Origin of the sequence: Bacillus sp. Je.9.29.b, from assembly GCF_051129925.1 — a bacterium.
GTDB classification, from domain to species: domain Bacteria; phylum Bacillota; class Bacilli; order Bacillales; family Bacillaceae; genus Bacillus; species Bacillus safensis.
Window position 1 is genome coordinate 423,893 of record NZ_JBCPSO010000002.1, and the last position, 21,798, is coordinate 445,690.

General features: G+C 42.2%; 21 protein-coding genes. 20 read left to right on the forward strand and 1 reads right to left on the reverse strand.

Annotation, left to right across the window (positions count from 1 at the left end):
• Positions 1-94: 94 nt before the first annotated feature.
• The 9 genes from lepA to mtaB all read left to right on the forward strand — a co-directional run bounded on the left by lepA (position 95) and on the right by mtaB (position 11,193).
• A complete protein-coding gene (lepA, locus tag AAZR19_RS05450; protein ID WP_024423038.1) occupies positions 95-1,933 on the forward strand; it encodes a translation elongation factor 4 in 1,839 nt (612 codons plus the stop codon).
• Positions 1,934-2,047: 114 nt separating this feature from the next.
• On the forward strand, positions 2,048-3,187 hold the full coding sequence (gene hemW / locus AAZR19_RS05455; protein WP_076840448.1) for a radical SAM family heme chaperone HemW: 1,140 nt from the start codon (positions 2,048-2,050) through the stop codon (positions 3,185-3,187).
• A gap of 81 nt (positions 3,188-3,268) precedes the next feature.
• Positions 3,269-4,300, forward strand: coding sequence for a heat-inducible transcriptional repressor HrcA (gene hrcA, locus AAZR19_RS05460; RefSeq protein WP_003217350.1), 1,032 nt, complete (start codon positions 3,269-3,271; stop codon positions 4,298-4,300).
• Between the two features lie 63 nt (positions 4,301-4,363).
• Positions 4,364-4,921: a nucleotide exchange factor GrpE gene (gene grpE, locus AAZR19_RS05465; RefSeq protein ID WP_024423035.1), complete on the forward strand. Its 558-nt coding sequence runs from the start codon at positions 4,364-4,366 to the stop codon at positions 4,919-4,921.
• 24 nt (positions 4,922-4,945) lie between these two features.
• The gene (gene dnaK / locus AAZR19_RS05470) at positions 4,946-6,784 is read left to right on the forward strand and encodes a molecular chaperone DnaK (protein WP_024423034.1); all 1,839 of its coding nucleotides are present in this window, start codon (positions 4,946-4,948) and stop codon (positions 6,782-6,784) included.
• 165 nt (positions 6,785-6,949) lie between these two features.
• Entirely contained in the window at positions 6,950-8,083 is a 1,134-nt protein-coding gene (gene dnaJ / locus AAZR19_RS05475) for a molecular chaperone DnaJ (protein WP_024427952.1), read from the forward strand.
• A 22-nt stretch (positions 8,084-8,105) separates the two neighbouring features.
• The gene (gene prmA / locus AAZR19_RS05480; protein WP_041106930.1) at positions 8,106-9,041 is read left to right on the forward strand and encodes a 50S ribosomal protein L11 methyltransferase; all 936 of its coding nucleotides are present in this window, start codon (positions 8,106-8,108) and stop codon (positions 9,039-9,041) included.
• Between the two features lie 23 nt (positions 9,042-9,064).
• Positions 9,065-9,835, forward strand: coding sequence for a 16S rRNA (uracil(1498)-N(3))-methyltransferase (locus AAZR19_RS05485; RefSeq protein WP_041106929.1), 771 nt, complete (start codon positions 9,065-9,067; stop codon positions 9,833-9,835).
• Positions 9,835-11,193 (forward strand): tRNA (N(6)-L-threonylcarbamoyladenosine(37)-C(2))-methylthiotransferase MtaB, encoded by a 1,359-nt coding sequence (gene mtaB / locus AAZR19_RS05490; RefSeq protein ID WP_024423030.1) that lies wholly within the window; start codon positions 9,835-9,837, stop codon positions 11,191-11,193. The genes AAZR19_RS05485 and mtaB overlap by 1 nt, the downstream gene beginning before the upstream one ends.
• Before the next feature lie 41 nt (positions 11,194-11,234).
• Here mtaB and AAZR19_RS05495 read toward each other — a convergent pair whose 3' ends face one another.
• Positions 11,235-12,164, reverse strand: a complete 930-nt coding sequence (locus AAZR19_RS05495) for a Na/Pi symporter (protein ID WP_041106927.1) — start codon at positions 12,162-12,164, stop codon at positions 11,235-11,237.
• A 182-nt stretch (positions 12,165-12,346) separates the two neighbouring features.
• Here AAZR19_RS05495 and rpsU point away from each other — a divergent pair, with 182 nt between their 5' ends.
• The 11 genes from rpsU (at position 12,347) to AAZR19_RS05550 (ending at position 21,708) form a co-directional block, all read left to right on the forward strand.
• Entirely contained in the window at positions 12,347-12,520 is a 174-nt protein-coding gene (gene rpsU, locus AAZR19_RS05500) for a 30S ribosomal protein S21 (RefSeq protein WP_003152957.1), read from the forward strand.
• Positions 12,521-12,534: 14 nt separating this feature from the next.
• A complete protein-coding gene (locus AAZR19_RS05505) occupies positions 12,535-12,984 on the forward strand; it encodes a GatB/YqeY domain-containing protein (protein ID WP_024423028.1) in 450 nt (149 codons plus the stop codon).
• A 141-nt stretch (positions 12,985-13,125) separates the two neighbouring features.
• On the forward strand, positions 13,126-14,439 hold the full coding sequence (locus tag AAZR19_RS05510) for an NfeD family protein (RefSeq protein ID WP_041106925.1): 1,314 nt from the start codon (positions 13,126-13,128) through the stop codon (positions 14,437-14,439).
• Positions 14,440-14,466: 27 nt separating this feature from the next.
• Complete coding sequence (gene floA / locus AAZR19_RS05515; protein WP_041106923.1) at positions 14,467-15,459, forward strand: flotillin-like protein FloA; 993 nt, start codon at positions 14,467-14,469, stop codon at positions 15,457-15,459.
• 31 nt (positions 15,460-15,490) lie between these two features.
• Positions 15,491-15,979, forward strand: a complete 489-nt coding sequence (locus AAZR19_RS05520) for a hypothetical protein (RefSeq protein ID WP_041106921.1) — start codon at positions 15,491-15,493, stop codon at positions 15,977-15,979.
• A 205-nt stretch (positions 15,980-16,184) separates the two neighbouring features.
• Positions 16,185-16,466, forward strand: coding sequence for a sporulation protein YqfC (gene yqfC / locus AAZR19_RS05525; protein WP_012010618.1), 282 nt, complete (start codon positions 16,185-16,187; stop codon positions 16,464-16,466).
• Between the two features lie 18 nt (positions 16,467-16,484).
• Complete coding sequence (yqfD, locus tag AAZR19_RS05530; protein WP_041106919.1) at positions 16,485-17,675, forward strand: sporulation protein YqfD; 1,191 nt, start codon at positions 16,485-16,487, stop codon at positions 17,673-17,675.
• A 3-nt stretch (positions 17,676-17,678) separates the two neighbouring features.
• A complete protein-coding gene (locus AAZR19_RS05535; RefSeq protein ID WP_024423023.1) occupies positions 17,679-18,638 on the forward strand; it encodes a PhoH family protein in 960 nt (319 codons plus the stop codon).
• A gap of 114 nt (positions 18,639-18,752) precedes the next feature.
• Positions 18,753-20,864 carry an HD family phosphohydrolase gene (locus AAZR19_RS05540; RefSeq protein WP_434702599.1) on the forward strand — a complete coding sequence of 704 codons (2,112 nt, stop codon included), beginning with the start codon at positions 18,753-18,755 and terminating at the stop codon, positions 20,862-20,864.
• Positions 20,865-21,344, forward strand: a complete 480-nt coding sequence (gene ybeY / locus AAZR19_RS05545) for an rRNA maturation RNase YbeY (protein WP_041106915.1) — start codon at positions 20,865-20,867, stop codon at positions 21,342-21,344.
• Complete coding sequence (locus AAZR19_RS05550) at positions 21,322-21,708, forward strand: diacylglycerol kinase family protein (RefSeq protein ID WP_075623736.1); 387 nt, start codon at positions 21,322-21,324, stop codon at positions 21,706-21,708. Before ybeY ends, AAZR19_RS05550 begins: the two co-directional genes overlap by 23 nt.
• Positions 21,709-21,798: the final 90 nt, after the last annotated feature.

Consider the following 21,798-nt stretch of genomic DNA (forward strand, 5'->3'; position numbering starts at 1 on the left):
AAGCGGCTTTTCTTGATTTCGATTGAATCTTTACAGCCCTATTGATATAATCTAACCTAGCGCAACCCGCGTTTTATAGTAGGAGTGATAGATTGTGACAGATAAAGAAAAACGATTAGAGCGGCAATCAAGAATTCGAAATTTCTCCATTATCGCCCATATTGACCATGGGAAATCCACATTGGCGGACCGTATTTTGGAAAAAACAGCGGCGATTACTCAACGGGAAATGAAAGAACAATTGCTTGATTCCATGGATTTAGAGCGTGAACGCGGCATAACGATTAAATTAAACTCTGTCCAGCTGAAGTATAAGGCGAAGGATGGAGAAGAATATATCATGCACCTGATTGATACACCAGGGCATGTCGACTTCACCTATGAGGTATCTCGAAGCCTAGCTGCCTGTGAGGGTGCGATTCTTGTAGTAGATGCAGCACAAGGAATTGAAGCACAGACACTTGCGAACGTTTATTTAGCTCTTGATAACAACTTAGAAATTCTTCCGATTATCAACAAAATCGATCTGCCAAGTGCAGAGCCTGAGCGTGTAAGAGAAGAAATTGAAGATGTCATCGGGTTGGATGCGTCTGAAGCTGTTCTCACCTCTGCTAAGGCGGGTATTGGAATCGAGGATATTTTAGAACAAATCGTTGAAAAGGTGCCGGCTCCCGCTGGAGATCCAGAAGCACCACTTCAAGCCCTTATTTTTGATTCTCTTTACGATGCGTATCGCGGCGTTATTGCGTACATACGAATTGTCGAAGGAACCGTCAGACCTGGTCAGAAAATTAAAATGATGGCGACGGGGAAAGAATTTGAAGTACTTGAAGTTGGCGTTTTTACACCAAAAGCCATGCCAACAGACGAACTCACCGTTGGAGATGTTGGCTACTTAACCGCTGCGATTAAAAATGTCGGTGATACACGTGTAGGGGATACGATCACAAGCGCGGAAAACCCTGCGAAAGAAGCACTTCCAGGATACAGAAAGCTAAATCCAATGGTATACTGCGGACTTTATCCGATTGATACAGCGAAATACAATGACTTACGTGAAGCGTTAGAAAAGCTTGAATTAAATGATTCTTCACTTCAATATGAGGCAGAGACATCCCAAGCACTTGGCTTCGGTTTCCGCTGCGGCTTCCTTGGAATGCTTCATATGGAAATCATCCAAGAACGGATTGAACGTGAATTTAAAATTGATCTGATTACGACAGCGCCAAGTGTTATTTATGATGTATATATGACAGATGGAGAAAAAATCGTCGTAGATAACCCGTCCAATCTGCCTGATCCACAAAAGATTGAGCGAATTGAAGAACCATATGTAAAAGCAACAATGATGGTGCCGAATGATTATGTAGGCTCTGTGATGGAGCTTTGCCAAGGAAAGCGCGGGAATTTCATTGATATGCAGTATCTTGATGCGAACCGCGTGAGCATTGTGTACGAAATTCCTTTGGCAGAGATCGTATACGAATTCTTTGATCAACTAAAGTCCAACACAAAAGGCTATGCGTCCTTTGATTATGAGTTGATTGGCTATCGTCCTTCGACGCTGGTGAAGATGGATATCATGCTGAATGGCGAAAAAATCGATGCCCTTTCCTTTATTGTTCACCGCGATTATGCATATGAACGAGGCAAGATCATCGTAGAAAAGCTAAAAGAACTGATTCCACGCCAGCACTTTGAAGTGCCAGTTCAAGCAGCAATCGGTCAAAAAATCGTTGCTCGTTCCACCATTAAAGCGATGCGTAAAAACGTACTTGCTAAATGTTATGGTGGAGACATTTCCCGGAAAAGAAAGCTTCTTGAGAAGCAAAAAGAAGGGAAAAAGCGCATGAAGCAAGTGGGCTCTGTTGAAGTCCCGCAAGAAGCATTTATGGCCGTGCTGAAGATGGACGACAGCACACCGAAAAAATAACATCCTCAAGGCTACCTGCTTTACAATGTCTGCCTTGACGTTTATAGTCGATAACAAACAAAGGCGCCGCAGCGATAAACTGCGGCTCTTTACCTGTAAAGAAGGTGTCATCAAATGAAAGCAGCATACATTCACATTCCATTTTGTGAGCATATTTGCCACTATTGCGATTTCAATAAATTTTTCATTAAAACGCAGCCAGTCGACGAATACTTAGCGGCTCTAGAGACAGAGATGCAGTACACGATTGAGCAAAAAGGCGAGCAGGAACTAAAGACGATTTTTATTGGCGGGGGAACCCCGACATCACTGACTGTCAGCCAGCTAAACCAGCTCATGAACAGCATTCACCGCGTACTAAAGCCGACAAAAAACCTGATTGAATTTGCAGTAGAAGCAAACCCAGATGAATTATCGCTTGAGAAACTGCATGTGCTTAAAGCAGCCGGCGTGAATCGGCTGAGCTTTGGCGTTCAAACCTTTGAAGACGATTTGCTCAAGAAAATCGGACGAGTTCATCAAAAGAAGGATGTCCTTACATCCTTTGAGCGAGCTAGAGCGGTTGGATTTGACAATATTAGCCTGGATCTCATGTTTGGCTTGCCGCATCAAGAAAAGCATCATGTGATGAATTCACTTGAGACGGCTTTCTCGCTGGGGGCAGAGCATTATTCGGTTTACTCACTCATCGTCGAGCCGAAAACCGTTTTTTACAACTTAATGCAAAAAGGAAAACTTCATTTACCGCCGCAAGAACGTGAGGCTGAAATGTATGAGCTTGTGATGGATGAAATGGAGCGCCATGGATTAAAGCAGTACGAGATTAGCAATTACGCCAAACCTGGCTTTGAAAGCCAGCATAACCTGACCTATTGGAGCAATGAAGATTACTTCGGTTTTGGTGCAGGCGCACACGGGTATGTAGATGGCATCCGAAATGTGAACGCAGGGCCGGTGAAACATTATTTGGAGCTGATTGACCAAACAGGGTTCCCGTATAAGGAAACACACCATGTCACAAAAGCAGAGCAAATAGAAGAAGAAATGTTTTTAGGTCTTCGAAAAATCGAAGGGGTAAAAAGCGCTGATTTCCAAGCCAAATATGGTGCTGCACCAGAAGCACTTTTTTCCACTGTTCTTGAAGATTTAGAAGAAAAAGGCCTCATTGTAAATGATGACAAGGGGATACGTTTAACAAGAAAAGGAAAATTGTTAGGCAATGAAGTATTTCAAGCGTTTCTCGGTGAGTTATAATTGACATTTTAATTTGAGTTTGGTAATTTTGTTTATACAATTAGCACTCGTTGAAAGAGAGTGCTAACAGGGGTGATGATGATGTTAACAAATCGTCAGCTTTTGATTCTGCAAGTCATCATTAATGACTTTATTCGTTCGGCGCAGCCAGTTGGATCAAGGACTCTTTCTAAAAAAGAAGACATTACATTCAGCTCTGCGACGATTAGAAACGAAATGGCTGATTTGGAGGAACTTGGTTTTATTGAAAAGACCCATTCTTCATCAGGAAGAATTCCTTCCGAAAAAGGATATCGTTATTATGTAGATCATTTGCTCTCTCCGCGAAAACTGTCGTCTAAAGAGCTTGTGCTCATCCAGTCGGCCTTTCAGGAGAAAATTTTTGAGCTGGAAAAGACAGTTCAAAAATCGGCGGAAATTTTATCAGATCTCACAAACTATACATCGATTGTGCTTGGTCCGAAGCTAAGTGAAAATCGATTAAAGCAAATTCAGCTTGTCCCTGTTCAGCCAAACAAAGCAGTGGCGATCATGATTACAGACAGCGGACATGTTGAAAACAAAACCATTACCTTCTCTGAGCATCTCGATGTCTCCGATATTGAGAAGCTGATGAATATTTTAAACAGCCGCCTAGCCGGAGTCCCGATGGATCAGCTGAAGGACAGAATGTATAAAGAAGTTGTGATGCTTCTTCGTACGCATTTAAAAGATTATGATCATATTTTAGATGCGCTCGGCAATACATTTACATCGACTCAAAATGAATCAAAACTTTTCTTTGGCGGGAAGATTAATATGTTGAATCAGCCGGAGTTTCATGACATTGACCGCATCCGTTCACTCATGATGCTTATTGAGCAAAAGAATGATGTCATGCAGCTGTTTCATCCAAATCAGCAAGGAATCACCATTAAAATCGGTTCAGAAAACAATTTGGAAGCGATGGAGAACTGCAGCCTAATCACAGCCACTTATTCGATTGATCAAAAATCACTCGGCTCCATTGCCGTCATTGGTCCAACCCGTATGGATTACGGGCGGGTTGTTAGTCTCTTGCATCATGTATCAAAAGACTTGTCAAACGCACTTTCCAATTTGTATGATGAGTAGGGTGATAAAAGATAGGGGCACAGCCCCTTCGTATTTTTGAATCTTTTGAGGGAGGTGAACACAATGTCAGAAGAAAAACAGACACCTGAGCAAGAAGCAGAGGTTGAAGCACAAGAAGAAGCAGTTCAAGCAGATACTGAGGAAGTAACAAATGATGAACAGTCTGCCTTCCAAGAAAAAATCGATGAATTGCAGCAGCTTCTAGATGAAAAAGAAAACAAAATTCTGCGTGTTCAAGCAGATTTTGAAAACTATAAACGCCGTGCTCGAACTGAAGTGGAGACCGTGCAAAAATATCGTTCTCAACATGTTGTCAGTGATCTTCTCCCAGCTCTTGATAACTTTGAAAGAGCGCTTGGAATTGATCCAGACAATGAGCAGACGAAAAGTTTGTTAGAAGGAATGCAAATGGTTTACCGCCAGCTGGTAGAAGCGTTGAAAAATGAAGGCGTAGAACCAATTGAAGCTGTCGGCAAAGAGTTCGATCCAAACCTTCATCAAGCCGTCATGCAAGTTGAAGATGAAAACTACGATTCAAATATCGTTGTAGAAGAATTGCAAAAGGGCTATAAACTCAAAGACCGAGTTATTCGTCCATCAATGGTAAAAGTAAATCAATAACTACATAATGGGAGGTCATCGAATATGAGTAAAATCATTGGGATTGACTTAGGAACAACAAACTCATGTGTTGCAGTACTTGAAGGCGGCGAGCCAAAAGTCATTGCTAACGCTGAAGGAGCACGTACAACACCATCTGTTGTCGCTTTTAAAAACGGAGAGCGCCAAGTGGGTGAAGTAGCAAAACGTCAATCAATTACAAACCCGAACACGATCATGTCTGTTAAAAGACATATGGGTACTGATTATAAAGTAGAAGTTGAAGGCAAAAACTATACACCGCAGGAAATCTCTGCGATTATTCTTCAGCACCTTAAATCTTACGCTGAAGGCTATCTTGGCGAAGAAGTAACAAAAGCTGTTATCACAGTTCCTGCTTACTTCAACGATGCAGAACGTCAAGCAACGAAAGATGCTGGTAAAATTGCTGGTCTTGAAGTAGAACGTATTATCAACGAACCAACAGCAGCTGCACTTGCATATGGTTTAGATAAAACAGAAGAAGATCAAACGATTCTTGTATACGACCTTGGCGGCGGTACATTTGACGTATCGATCCTTGAGCTTGGAGACGGCGTCTTTGAAGTGCGCTCAACTGCTGGGGACAACCGTCTAGGTGGAGACGATTTTGACCAAGTCATCATTGATCACCTAGTGGCTGAATTCAAAAAAGAAAATGGCATTGATCTTTCTAAAGATAAAATGGCGCTTCAGCGTTTAAAAGATGCTGCTGAAAAAGCGAAAAAAGATCTTTCTGGTGTATCTTCTACACAAATCTCACTGCCATTTATCACAGCTGGAGAAGCAGGACCTCTGCATCTTGAATTAACGTTAACGCGTGCTAAATTCGAAGAGCTTTCTGCAGATCTTGTAGAGCGTACAATGACACCTGTACGTCAAGCACTGAAAGATGCTGGTTTATCTGCTAGCGAGATTGATAAAGTCATCCTTGTTGGTGGATCAACTCGTATTCCTGCAGTACAAGAAGCAATCAAAAAAGAAACAGGCAAAGAGCCTCATAAAGGTGTAAACCCTGATGAAGTAGTTGCACTTGGTGCAGCGATCCAAGGTGGAGTAATCACAGGGGATGTCAAAGACGTTGTTCTTCTTGACGTAACACCACTTTCTTTAGGAATTGAAACAATGGGCGGCGTATTCACGAAGCTGATTGAACGCAATACAACAATTCCAACAAGTAAATCTCAAGTATTCTCAACAGCTGCTGACAACCAAACAGCTGTAGATATCCATGTCCTGCAAGGTGAGCGCCCAATGGCTGCAGATAACAAAACATTAGGCCGCTTCCAATTGACTGATATCCCGCCAGCACCACGCGGCGTACCGCAAATCGAAGTATCTTTTGATATCGATAAAAACGGTATTGTCAACGTACGTGCGAAAGATATGGGTACAGGCAAAGAGCAAAACATCACAATCAAATCTTCTTCAGGTCTTTCTGATGATGAGATCGAAAAAATGGTCAAAGAAGCAGAAGAAAATGCTGAAGCAGATGCGAAGAAAAAAGAAGAAATCGAAGTGCGCAACGAAGCAGATCAATTAGTGTTTACAACTGAAAAAACATTAAAAGATCTAGAAGGCAAAATCGATGAAGAGCAAGTGAAAAAAGCAAATGACGCGAAAGATGCGCTAAAAGCTGCGATCGAAAAAGGCGAGTTTGAAGACATCAAAGCGAAAAAAGATGAGCTGCAAACAATCGTTCAAGAATTAACGACAAAGCTCTATGAAGAAGCTGCAAAACAAGCACAAGCTCAGCAAGAAGGCGCTGAAGGTGCTCAAAAAGCAGATGACAATGTAGTGGATGCAGAATACGAAGAAGTAAACGACGATCAAGAGAAAAAATAATCACCTTTACTTTTGAAAAAGACTGCTGAAACGTACTCGTCAGAAAGTCAAAGTCAGGATCTCTTGGCTTTGACTTTTTTTCTTTTCAACGATGAAAGGAATTGAAAAAGGTTAAATCAAAATGATACAATCGTATTTATGTGAGAAAATCGGGAGTGTGAAGAGATGAGTAAGCGTGATTACTATGAAGTGCTTGGCGTAAGTAAGAGCGCCTCAAAGGACGAAATCAAAAAGGCATACCGCAAGCTTTCAAAAAAGTATCACCCTGATATTAATAAAGAAGCTGGCTCAGATGAGAAATTCAAAGAAGTAAAAGAAGCCTATGAAACCCTTTCTGATGATCAAAAACGTTCGCATTATGACCAGTTCGGGCATACCGATCCAAACCAAGGCTTTGGCGGCGGTGGTTTTGGCGGAGGAGGAGACTTTGGCGGCTTCGGCGGCTTTGATGACATCTTCTCTAGTATTTTTGGCGGCGGAGCCAGAAGAAGAGATCCAAATGCACCGCGCCAAGGAGCGGACCTGCAATATACAATGACGCTTTCGTTTGAAGAAGCGGCATTTGGAAAAGAAGCAACCATTGAAATCCCTCGTGAAGAATCTTGCGAGACATGTCATGGGTCAGGTGCAAAGCCTGGGACGCAGGCGAAAACCTGTTCACATTGCGGCGGCTCTGGTCAATTAAATGTTGAGCAATCCACTCCGTTTGGTAAAGTGGTCAACCGCAGAGTATGTAACTACTGCAGCGGAACAGGGAAACAAATTGACCATAAATGTTCAACATGCGGCGGCTCTGGCAAAGTGCGTAAGCGTAAGAAAATTAACGTGACGATCCCTGCTGGTGTTGATGATGGCCAGCAGCTCAGAGTGTCTGGTCAAGGTGAACCAGGTGTAAATGGCGGACCTCCAGGCGATCTATTTGTTGTGTTCCATGTGCGTGCGCATGAATTCTTCGAACGTGATGGAGATGACATTTACTGCGAGATGCCACTCACCTTTGCCCAAGCTGCATTAGGTGACGAAATTGAAGTGCCGACATTACACGGAAAAGTAAAATTAAAAGTTCCTGCTGGCACTCAAACTGGCACGAAGTTTAGACTCAAAGGAAAAGGTGTGAAAAATGTACGCGGCTACGGCCAAGGCGATCAGCATATCGTTGTACGTGTTGTCACACCGACAAATTTAACAGACAATCAAAAAGATATCATTAGAAAATTTGCTGAAGTGAGCGGAAATAAACCAGACGAACAAGAAATGAGCTTTTTCGATAAGGTAAAACGCGCATTTAAAGGCGAGTAAGACGGATAAGGAGTTGGTAGTATTGAAGTGGTCAGAAATTAGCGTCCATACAACAAATGAAGCGGTGGAACCGATCACCAATATTTTGCATGAAGCAGGTGCAAGTGGTGTCGTGATTGAGGACCCGCTTGATTTAGTCAAGGAACGTGAAAATGTATACGGTGAGATCTACCAGCTCGATCCGAATGACTATCCGGATGAAGGTGTCATTGTGAAAGCCTATCTTCCAATGAACAGCTTTTTGATGGAAACGGTAGATGAGATCAAAGAAGCCATCAACAACCTTCTTCTATACGATATTGACCTTGGACGCAATACACTGTCAATTTGTGAAGTAAATGAAGAAGAATGGGCCACCGCCTGGAAGAAATACTATCATCCTGTGAAAATCTCTGAAAAATTCACCATCGTTCCAACGTGGGAAGAATATACACCGGTTCATTCTGATGAACTGATTATTGAAATGGACCCTGGAATGGCATTTGGAACAGGTACGCATCCAACAACCGTCCTTTGCATTCAGGCGCTTGAGCGCTACGTGAAGGAAAACGATACGGTGATTGATGTTGGAACAGGCTCTGGAATTTTAAGTGTGGCAGCAGCGATGCTTGGTGCAAAGGACATTCAAGCCTTTGATCTCGACACCGTTGCGGTAGAAAGTGCGAAGCAAAACATCGAATTAAATGGTGTAAGTGACAAAGTGACGGTCAAACAAAACAATTTGCTTGATGGAATTTCAGGTGAGCGTGATGTGATTGTCGCCAACATTCTGGCAGAAGTGATTTTGCGCTTTACAGATCAAGCCTATGACCTATTGAAGAAAGATGGCTATTTCATTACATCAGGCATCATTGGACAAAAGAAATTACAGGTCAAAACAGCATTAGAAGAAGCGGGTTTTGACATTGTTGAAGTGCTGTCAATGGAAGATTGGGTCAGCATTATAGCGAAAAAATAAAGCGAGTAGGTGTCAGGACACGTATGCAACGATATTTTATCGATCTCACGAAAGAAGAAGTGACGTTAAAGGGAGCCATCGTTATAAAAGGTGAAGATGTACATCATCTTTCCAATGTCATGCGGATGAAAGCAGGGCAGGAAATCCTTTGTTTAACGACAGACGGCTTTGAAGCGCTCAGTAAAATTGATACAATAACAAAGGAAGAAGTGATTTGTCACCTTGAAAGCTGGACAAATCAAGACAGAGAACTTCCGATTAGGGTGACGATTGCAAGCGGTCTTCCAAAAGGAGATAAGCTTGAGCTCATTATCCAAAAAGGCACAGAGCTTGGCGCAAGTGCTTTTATCCCGTTTCAAGCGGCTCGTTCTATTACAAAGCTAGACCAAAAAAAGTCACATAAAAAACGAGAGCGCTGGGAGAAAATCGCGAAAGAAGCAGCCGAGCAGTCCTACCGGAATATCATTCCGCGTGTTTATTCAGTATCAACGTTTAAAGAGCTGACGCAATTAGCTGGTGAATTCGATAAATGTGTCGTTGCATACGAAGAATCATCGAAAGAAGGAGAGCAAAGCCGTTTTCAAACTGTGCTTCAACAGATGAAAGGCGGACAAACCTTGCTAGTGGTTTTTGGCCCTGAAGGCGGTTTGTCAGAAAAGGAGATTGAAGAGCTTGAAACGCTTGGTGCAGTCATTTGCGGGCTTGGACCACGCATTTTAAGAACAGAAACTGCTCCTTTATATGCGCTTTCTGCTATATCTTATCAAACAGAGTTATTAAGAGGTGAATCATGATGGGAACAGTAGCGTTCCATACACTTGGCTGTAAGGTCAACCACTATGAGACAGAGGCGATCTGGCAGCTGTTTAAAGAAGCTGGCTATGAAAGAAAAGAGTATGAATCAAAAGCAGATGTATATGTCATTAATACATGTACGGTTACGAATACAGGCGATAAGAAAAGCCGCCAAGTCATTAGAAGAGCCATTCGTCATAACCCGGATGGTGTCATTTGTGTAACAGGCTGCTATGCGCAAACATCACCAGCAGAAATCATGGCGATTCCTGGTGTTGATATTGTGGTTGGGACACAGGACAGACATAAATTACTAGGCTATATTGAAGAATACCGCAGAGAAAGACAGCCGATCAACGGGGTTGGCAATATCATGAAAGCACGTGTGTTTGAAGAACTTGATGTTCCTGCCTTCACAGACAGAACGCGCGCTTCATTAAAAATCCAAGAAGGCTGTAACAATTTCTGTACATTCTGCATTATTCCTTGGGCGCGCGGCCTTCTTCGTTCTCGTGATCCAGAAGAGGTCATCAATCAAGCGCAGCAGCTTGTTGATGCGGGCTATAAAGAAATTGTGCTGACAGGTATTCACACAGGCGGATACGGAGAAGATTTAAAGGATTATAACTTTGCAAAGCTTCTGAGAGAATTAGATGAACGTGTTATTGGCTTGAAGCGAATCCGTATTTCATCTATTGAAGCAAGTCAAATTACAGATGAAGTGATTGAAGTGCTTGATCAGTCAGATAAGATTGTTAGACACTTACACATCCCGCTTCAATCTGGCTCAAATACTGTGCTAAAAAGAATGCGCCGTAAATATACGATGGAATTCTTTGCAGAGCGTTTAACAAAGCTGAAAAAAGCATTGCCAGGACTTGCTGTCACCTCTGATGTGATCGTTGGATTCCCTGGGGAAACAGAAGAAGAGTTCTTGGAAACGTACAATTTTGTCAAAGACCATCAATTCTCTGAGCTGCACGTCTTCCCTTACAGCAAACGTACAGGTACCCCGGCTGCAAGAATGGAAGATCAAGTGGATGAGAATGTGAAAAACGAACGTGTCCACCGTTTGATCGCTCTTTCTGACCAGCTTGCGAAAGAGTATGCATCAGCATATGAGGGTGATGTGCTAGAGATTATTCCGGAAGAATCCTTCAAAGAACAAGAAGGAAACCACAATCTTTATGTTGGTTATACCGATAACTACATGAAAGTTGTTTTTGAAGGGACAGAGGACATGATCGGCCGTTTGGTCAAAGTGAAAATTACGAAAGCGGGCTATCCTTATAACGAAGGACAATTCGTTCGCATCAGCGATGATGTGCAGCCAGACAAAGTGAGAATGACCTCATAATAGATAAAAAACCGGCAGCCAAAAGGGCAAGCCGGTTTCTTTTATTTTGACTGATTCGGCATGAGACACAAGATCAATGCGTGAAAAGGGCGTATGAACGGGAAGAAAAGGAGAGAGCTTGCCACATTAAACAGCAGGCTGAAATGCGCAATCTGCTGGGCGGGTGAGCTTGCGAGAAGGGCGACAACCTCTGTAATCAGGGCGAGAAACGGCAGGCATAAAAGAACCCCAAGCACATTAAACACAACGTGTGCATAAGCCGTTTGACGTGCTGCGTAGCCCCCGGATATCGCAGCCATCACAGCCGTAATACATGTCCCAATATTGGATCCCAACACAAAGCTGATGCCTTCCTGAAGTGCCACAGTTCCTTCATTCATAAATCCCATTAAAATACCGATACAGACTGAGCTCGAATGAACAATTGCTGTGAAAATGGTACCCGAAAGCAGCGCTGTCCAGTCTGAATGCTGCATCATTTCAAGAAAACGCAATGTCTCAGGCTGGCTTGTCATCATCCCTGCAATTTTTGAAAAGCCTTGTATGCAAAAAAAGATCATCCCGAGCCCAAATAAACTTTTTCCTGCATGTCTAAAAGATGTCCTGCCAAAAAGGATGCATACAAGACCGGCTATGATCAAAACCCACATGAACACGTCCATTTTAATGGCGATAAATTCTGTCGTAAACGTGGAGCCGATATTGGTTCCAAGAATCATTGGGATCGATTTTTTAAAAGAGAGAATGCCAGTACTGACAAAGCCAATGACGATGACCATAAAAGCAGAACTGCTTTGTAGAACCCCTGTAAACACAATGCTGACCAAGAATGCTTTTACCGGGTGATCTGTAAAGAGAAGAAGTGATTTCTCAATACGAGACGACGCAAGCGCCATTAATCCTTTTCTCAGCAAGCCCATTGACCATAAAAAAATGAAAATAAGTGCACAAAAATAAATGATCGCCATCATAGAAAAGTCCTCCTCTTACCAATGAATATATGGACTTGTCTACCTGCTCATGACGAAAATATATTTCCAAATCACTTAGTTGACCTCACACTAGGCTTATATTATAATGTCTAGGTACATGTTTTGCATGTATATCTTTTTTTAATGCAGTCGATTGGTGTATTCGGAGGGAGGGAAAGAGAATGTCAAAAACGGTCGTTAGAAAAAACGAATCGCTTGAAGATGCTCTTCGTCGCTTTAAACGCAGTGTATCCAAAACTGGAACATTGCAAGAAGCAAGAAAGCGTGAATTTTATGAAAAGCCTAGCGTAAAGCGCAAGAAAAAGTCTGAAGCTGCTAGAAAACGTAAATTCTAAAGAGGGTGGATTTTATGAGTCTTCTTGAGCAATTAAATTCTGATATGAAGCTTATGATGAAAAACCGTGAGAAAGACAAGCTTGTTGTCATTCGTATGGTAAAGGCTTCGCTGCAAAATGAAGCAATTAAGCTTAAGAAAGACAGTTTGACCGGCGATGAGGAACTAACCGTCCTTTCCCGCGAGATTAAGCAACGTAAAGACTCCCTCCATGAATTTTCGAAAGCTAATCGCTTAGATTTAGTAGATAAAGTTCAAAAAGAGATTGACATATTAGACGTTTATTTACCTGAACAGCTTTCTGAAGAAGAACTGCAAACGATCGTGAAAGAAACGATCACTGAAACAGGTGCTTCCTCGAAGGCTGATATGGGTAAAGTTATGAGCGCTATTATGCCAAAAGTAAAAGGTAAAGCTGATGGAGCTGTCATTAACAGACTTGTCAGCGAGCAGCTGTCTCAATAAAAAAGTATCCTTCTATTGTTAGAAGGGTACTTTTTTTATGCCCTCGTGATTCTGTCATATAAAAATGAAACCTATGATACATTTGTAACGTATGTAAAGGAACGGTAAAATGGAAGAAAGAGAGGAGGGATCACCAAATAGATGAAAAAAATAAAAATTTCTATTGCTCTCTTCAGTTGTTTTATAATATGCTTGTTATTAGGGGTTCAATTGACCGCGAAATCAGCAGATCAGAAAGTACATGTTATCCCAATTGAAGATACAGTAGAAAAAGGACTTTCTAAATTCATTGAACGATCGTTTGAGCAGGCAAAGTCCGAACGGGCGAAGCATATTATTCTCGACATCAATACACCGGGTGGTGCAGTCGATGCAGCGCTTGAGATCGCAGATACTATACGTGCTTCCGATATCCCAGTGACAGCGTTTGTCAATCATAGAGCGCTTTCAGCCGGGGCCTTCATCGCGTTAAATGCCGATCAAATCTATATGACCCCGAATGGAAAGATGGGAGCTGCTGCGATCATTGATGGAGAAGGCAATGCTGCCGATCAAAAATCTGAATCTTTATGGCTTGCTGAAATGAGTGATGCTGCCGAAAAGCAGGGGCGTGATCCAAAGTATGCTCTTGCCATGGCGGATATAGATATAGACGCAAAAGAAGCCGGTGCACCAAAAGGAGAATTGCTCACCTTCAACACAGACCGGGCGCTGCAATTCGGTTATGCAGAAGGGGAAGCAAAAAATATGGATGACTTGCTTCAGAAGCTGAAATTAAAAGATGCTTCTGTTCAATACGATGAAGTGAGCTTTGCTGAAAAGGTTGCGCGTTTTCTTACGCACCCAATTGTCATTCCAATCCTTTTATCCATTGCAAGTTTAGGGTTAGTTGTTGAGCTCTATTCTCCTGGCTTTGGGGTCCCGGGCACCATGGGAGTGACAGCGCTTCTTCTATTCTTTTATGGTCATCTCGTGGCAGGTTTTGCAGGATATGAGACGTTGTTCCTGTTTTTAGCAGGGATTGCACTCATCATTCTGGAATTGTTTTTGCCAGGGGGAATCGTAGGTGTCATTGGACTGATCTGTGTCGTTGTCAGCTTATTTTTAGCAGCTGGAAGCTTTACAGAAATGGCGATTTCCATCTTGATTGCCACTGCTGTTTCAATCATAGCAGTTATTTTATTGACAAAGGTGTTGGGGAAACGTATGAAATTCTTTAAAAAGTTCATTTTAACCGATTCAACCAATAAGGAAAGCGGTTATGTCTCAAATGAAACAAGAGAGGATCTTGTTGGACAAATCGCAGTGACAGCTACCGCACTTCGTCCATCTGGTACGATCGTACTCGGAGATGAGCGCATTGATGTTGTGTCAGAAGGTGCCTTTATCGATAAAGATGAACAAGTAAAAATTGTGAAAGCGGAAGGCTCACGCATTGTCGTGAGGAAAGTATAGATATACTGATTTTAGAGGAGGAATAAAATGGATCCATCTACTTTACTATTATTTGTGATTATCGCAGCAGGTTTGATTGTTCTATCGATCTTTTTCACCTTTGTACCGGTGATGCTGTGGATTTCTGCCCTAGCGGCTGGCGTAAAAGTGAGCATTTTTACACTTGTAGGAATGAGACTGCGCCGAGTGATACCAAACCGAGTGGTCAACCCGCTCATCAAAGCACATAAAGCAGGTCTTGATGTGTCGATTAACCAGCTGGAGAGCCACTATCTTGCAGGTGGTAACGTGGACCGAGTGGTGAACGCATTAATTGCAGCTCAACGCGCGAATATCGAATTGAACTTTGCCCGCTGTGCAGCCATCGACCTAGCAGGCCGTGACGTACTAGAAGCAGTTCAAATGAGTGTAAATCCTAAAGTCATTGAAACACCATTTATCTCGGGTGTTGCGATGGACGGGATTGAAGTCAAAGCAAAAGCACGTATTACAGTTCGTGCAAACATCGACCGACTTGTCGGTGGTGCAGGAGAAGAAACAATTATTGCCCGTGTAGGTGAAGGGATTGTCTCTACAATCGGTTCATCAGATAATCATAAAAAGGTTCTTGAGAATCCTGATATGATTTCTCAAACGGTTCTTGGTAAGGGATTAGATTCAGGTACTGCATTTGAAATTCTCTCGATTGATATCGCAGATGTTGATATCGGTAAGAACATCGGGGCAATTCTACAAACAGACCAAGCAGAAGCAGACAAAAATATTGCACAGGCGAAAGCAGAAGAACGCCGCGCAATGGCTGTTGCACAAGAACAAGAGATGCGTGCGAAAGTTGAAGAAATGCGCGCGAAAGTCGTAGAAGCAGAGGCTGAAGTACCACTTGCAATGGCTGAAGCATTACGTGAAGGCAATATTGGTGTCATGGACTACATGAATATTAAGAATATCGATGCTGATACGGATATGAGAGATTCATTTGGCAAAATGACAAAAGGTCCATCTGATAATGAAAACAAATAAGCATCCTCTCACGCTTTAAGGAGGGAGCCCATTGGACATTCTATTTGAAAATCCGCTACTAATTGCGATTATCATCGGTATCATCTCTGCCGTCTTTGGGAAGATCGGCAAACAAGAGGAGAACGAAGAGCAGAATCAGCAAAAGAAGCCCGCTCCTCAGCGTAAACAGGTGCCCCAAAAGCAAACAAGTCCAGATCCAGTCGTGACGGATCAGCTGGACGATTTCGGTGATGTGCATGATCATGGCGGGATGAAGAAAAAAACTTCTCAGTCCTTACAAGATCGCTATACGGCTACACTTGCCGAAATGGAAGAAAGAAAAAACGAGCTGAACAAAGAGTTCCAATCGCTTGAAAGAGAGCTGACAAGGCCAAAGGCTGCATCTGCTGAAGAGAAGCCAAAAATCATTGAGAAGCTGAACCAAGATACAATTGTTCAAGGAATGCTCCTTGGAGAAGTATTTGGAGAGCCGCGCGCGAAAAAGCCGCACAGAACGATGAAACGGCCATATAAAAGATAAAGAAGAAAGCCCCCTTTTTCATAAAGGGGGCTTTTTTTGCCTAATGACGATTTTTCTTAAAGAAAATGCTGAAAAGGCTATTTTACGGGATTCATTAGCATGATATGAACCCCTGAGGAATAGGATGATATAGAGGCTTTCTCATCAGTCTCACCATCTTTCAGTTTGATCTCATACACATGAGGTGGGAAGGGGTTCTTATTGAATGGGAAAAAGAAAAAATCGACTTAAAGCATGGCTGACAAGAACACTTGAAATCCCTCCAGACGTGATGATGGATCTTCCCCGTATTACGATGGTTGGCAGACTCCACATTTACATAGAGAACCATAAAGGGCTTTTGCTTTTCAGTGATCAAGAGGTAAGGCTGATGCTCAAACAGGGACAATGCATTATTTCAGGGAAAGATTTTGTGATTAAAACGATTTTGCCAGAAGAGATTTTATTGGAAGGGAAAATCGATGAGGTCCGTTATATTGATTCTTAACTGACGGAGGGGAGAAGCGTGAAGAATAAATGGTTCGCCTATTTTATTGGCAGAGTGGAAGTGGAGATCAAAGGAAATGGCATTGAGCGGCTCATTAATGAGTGCACGAGACAGGGGATCACAATGTTTCAAGTGAGCCGCCGTCAAGACAGCGTGCGCTTATTTATTCGCTTATCAGATGTACATGCCTTCAGAAAGATACGCAGACATCATGACGTGACATGTTCATTTCATCAAAAAAAGGGCTTTCCATTTCTACTCCTATGGTCAAGGAAGAATATCGGATTTACCCTTGGGATTGTATGCTTTCTAGTGACGATATTGGCGCTTTCAAACATGGTATGGAAAATTGATATTAAAGGAGCCAATCCAGAAACTGAACATCAAATGAGAAAGCATTTAGACGACATCGGGGTGCAAAAAGGACGTTTTCAGTTTCTCATGGGAACACCTGAAAAAATTCAAAAATCCCTGACAACCAATATTCCAAGCATCACATGGGTCGGCGTAGAACTAAACGGCACAACCTTTCAAATGAAGGTTGTGGAAAAAAATGAACCCGAAAAAGAGAAATACACGAGTCCTCAGCATATCGTCGCCAAGAAAAAGGCTGTCATCACGAGAATGTATGTAGAAAAAGGGGAGCCGCTTGCTGCGGTTGATGAACATGTAAAGAAAGGACAGATGCTTGTCTCTGGACTCATTGGCAGCGAAGATCAGCAAAAAACGGTAGGAGCCAAAGCGAAAATCTATGGTGAAACGTGGTATCGTTCAGAAGTTTCTGTCCCTCTTCGAACATCTTTTGACGTCTTTACGGGTAAAATGAAGACAAAGCACAAGCTCTCCGCATTTGGAGGCTCACTGCCATTTTGGGGCTTTTCTTTTAAAAAGGATGATTTTAAGCAGCCAAAAACAGAAACAGAAGTTCATCCGCTTCATTTCTTAAACATGCAGCTCCCATTCTCTTATGAAAAGGAAATCACACGTGAAAGTGAGAAAATAAATCGAGAATACACAAATAAAGAAGCGGTTCAAGCAGGGATTAAAATGGGTAAAAAAGAATTAGAAGAGAAGCTAGGTCAAACAGGAGAGGTGAAAAGTGAAAAAGTTTTGCACGAGACAACAGGGAATGGTAAAGTTAAGTTAATCATCCTTTACCAAGTAATAGAAGATATTGTTCAACCAACACCTATTGTTCAGGGAGACTAGAGAATGACAGAACATTTACTTGAGATTCAACAAAAATTGGATAGCCCAAACGAAGCGATTGCTTTATTTGGCAATCAAGATGCTTATCTGAAACTAATGGAAAACGAGCTGAACGTCTCCATTATTACGCGTGGAGAAAAAGTGTATGTTTCTGGTGAGGAAGCATCGAGAGATACAGTAAGCCGTTTGATCACATCTCTTTTACATCTCATCCGTAAAGGAATTGAGATATCTGAACGGGATGTCGTCTATGCCATTAAAATGGCGCAAAAAAACAAGCTGAATTATTTTGAAAATATGTATGAAGATGAAATTACGAAAAATGCCAAAGGAAAGTCGATCAGGGTGAAAACAATCGGCCAGCGTGAATATGCTGCGGCGATGAAAAAAGATGACCTGGTCTTTGGAATTGGACCCGCTGGTACAGGGAAGACGTATTTGGCAGTTGTCAATGCGGTACATTCACTGAAAAATGGACATGTAAAACGGATTATCCTGACAAGACCAGCTGTTGAAGCAGGAGAGAGCCTTGGCTTTTTACCAGGTGATCTAAAGGAAAAAGTAGATCCTTATTTAAGACCACTATATGATGCCCTGCATGATGTGCTTGGCAGTGATCATACGGAACGTTTAATCGAGCGCGGCGTGATTGAAATAGCGCCCCTTGCCTATATGAGAGGCCGGACGCTTGATGATGCATTTGTGATTTTAGATGAAGCGCAGAATACAACACCTGCCCAAATGAAAATGTTTTTGACGAGACTTGGGTTTGGCTCTAAAATGGTCATTACAGGAGATATTACACAGATTGATCTGCCAAAGGGCATGCAGTCAGGTCTTGCGGCTGCAAAGGACATGCTTGCAGAGATCAAGGGCATCTCATTTATTGAATTAGACCAGACAGATGTGGTCAGACACCCGCTTGTGGCGAAGATCATTGGCGCATACGAAAAGCAAAAATGAACTGAGTGACCCGATCGTCTTCATCGGGTCATTTTGTTTCGATCGTGGTTTAAAGTAAAAAAGGAGGTACTTTCCTTGAGAAAGAATCAAAAAGGCAGTAAGCGCAAAAGAATGCTGTCTAAAAAAGAACCTCAGAAAATGGAGCGCTCACGTTATTTAAATGTTTTGCTGTACGCTGGTTTAGCAGCCATTTTATTCGTGGTGCTCTTCTTCCATGTAAAGCCTGAATCGCTCGACTTAGATTTATTTTCAGTGAGCGAACAGACCATCTATTCTCCGTCAACCGTTGATGATCAAGAAGCGACAGAAGAAAAGAAACAAGAAGCAACAGATCAAGTAGAAGATCAATATACGCTCAAAAAAGCGTATTCTGATAATCGCGTAGACCTCATCTCATCCCTCTTTGAAGCCATTAAAGAAGAGAAGAAAGCAGCTGATGATAAAGAGAACGCGCCATCAGATCAAGAAATGGTCAAGCGTGTCAAAGAAAAGCTCACAACAGATATGCAGGAGGCTGTTTCGGATCAATCCATCAAAGCACTGCTCCAGGCAAGTGATGAAAATCTCTCATTTACTAAGGATTCCATCATCACAGTGGTGAATTCACTGATGAGTAAAGAAATCACAGCAGCGAAATTACAAGATGAGAAAAAACAAGTCAAGACAGAGCTTAAAAACAATTCAATTCCATCAAAATACTTAAATGCAGCGAAAGAAATCGGTGAATTTGCGATCATTCCAAACTATGTATTTGACCCAGTGGCAACAGAGAAGAAAAGACAGGAAGCGGCTGACAATATTCAGCCTGTGCAAATTAAGCAAGGACAAATCTTAGTTGAAGAAGGAGAGCTCATTGACCGGGAAGTTTATCGCAAATTAGAACTCACGGGTCTGTTAAACAGCTCAAATTTATTTAAGCCTGTAAGTGGTCTTCTCATATTAATTGGACTTTTCTTAGCAGCGATTGTTCATTCCCTTGAATCGAGGAAAAAATCGATTGTCCATAAGAATAAGTCGTTACTGCTTTACTCGCTTATTTTCACGATTATATTAATTATCATGGAAGTGTTCAGCCTCTTCCAGGAAACGAAGTATACGACGATAGGCTATGTCGTGCCAGTGGCACTTGGCACGATGCTGATCAAGCTGCTCATTAATGAGCGGTTAGCGATCTTCTCCGGTCTTGTATTTGCTCTTTGCGGCAGTATGATGTTTAATCAAGGAGTAACCGGCGTCTTTAACTATGTGATCTGCGCTTATTATCTGATGAGCGGGATGGCGGGTATTTTATTTTTAAGAAAACATAATGCAAGATCTAAAATATTGCAGGCTGGGCTTTTGGTGGCTTTGGTGAATGTACTTGTGGTTTTATCCATTACACTCATCCAAAACTCTTCACCATCAGGGCTTGAAATCGGTGTGAACCTCATGATGGCGATTGTGTCAGGGTTTGCATCATCTATCTTGGTCATTGGGTTAATGCCTGTTTTTGAGAGCATGTTTGGTATTCTTTCCACAATGAAACTGATTGAATTATCCAATCCAAATCATCCGCTACTCAAAAAGATTTTAACCGAGACACCAGGTACATATCATCATAGTGTCATGGTGGCGAATTTAGCGGATGCTGCATGTGAAGCAGTCGGCGCAAATGGTCTTTTAGCAAGAGTCGGTGCTTATTATCATGACATTGGGAAAACGAAAAGACCGCAATACTTTATCGAAAACCAAATGAACATTGATAATCCGCACGACAAGCTTTCTCCTCAGCTGAGTAAAAATATTATTATTGCCCATACGACAGATGGCGCTGATATGCTGAGAGAAAAGAAGTTTCCTGAAGAACTTGTCGACATTGCCGAACAGCATCACGGGAAGTCTCTTTTAAAGTTCTTTTACTATAAGGCGAAAGAGCGTGATGATCAGGTGACAGAAGAAGAATTCCGTTACCCTGGTCCAAAGCCGCAATCAAAAGAAGCAGCGATTATTTCTGTGGCTGACAGCGTTGAAGCGGCGGTTCGTTCGATGCATAATCCAAATCCAGAGCGGATTGAAAAGCTTGTCAAAGGCATTATTTCAGATAAAATGCAGGACGGGCAATTTAGTGAGTGTGACCTCACATTTAAAGAATTAAATATTATCAGCCAAACGATTTGTACAACATTAAAGGGGATTTTCCATTCTCGGATTGAATATCCAGATGCCCCGAAGCAGAAGGTGAAGTAAATGACATTGTTAATCGATTTAATAGATGAAACAGGACAAGTATCAAAAGAGCAGCTTGAAGAAGTGGAAAAGCTTCTTCAGTTTGCTGCAGATGAACTTGAGGTCAAGGATCAAGCGGAAGTATCAGTGACGATCGTTTCGAATGAAGAGATTCATCAAATCAATAAAGAATACCGCGGAAAAGACGCACCAACAGATGTGATCTCCTTTGCACTTGAGGAAGAAGGAGAAGGGGAGATTGAAATCATTGGAGCGGATGATATCCCGCCTGTACTTGGTGACATTATCATTAGTGTGGATCGAACGAAAGAGCAGGCAGAGGAATATGGACATTCCTTTATGAGAGAGCTTGGATTCTTAACGATTCATGGCTTCCTCCATTTGCTTGGGTATGATCATATGACAGAGGAAGAGGAAAAAGAAATGTTCGCCAAACAGACAAAAATCTTGGATGATTATGGTCTTTCGAGATCATCGTAAGAAAAGAAGGCCGCTCGCCCGTTTTTTTCGGAGTTTTTACTATGCATTTAGAGGAATATGGCGAACTTTCTTGAATGAACGGAATTTTCGATTTCACACAGTCGCAGCCATCATCGTGGTGATCTGCGGCTTTTGGTTCCGCATAGACCCATTTGAATGGCTGATCATTCTTCTTCTTTGCGGGGGAATGTTTGCGCTTGAGCTTGTCAATACAGCCATTGAACATACAGTGGATCTGATGACAGAAGAAAGGCACCCGCTTGCAGAGAGAGCGAAGGACGCTGCGGCAGGCGCTGTTTGCGTTTACGCCGCGATTTCGGTTATGATTGGGTTGATCATCTTCTTACCGAAGATCATGCAATAGAACAATATTACTATTTATTAACATTTTTAGAAATGGGCGTGAAAATGTCACGTGAATTATGTAAAATATAAATGTGACAGTGGTACCATT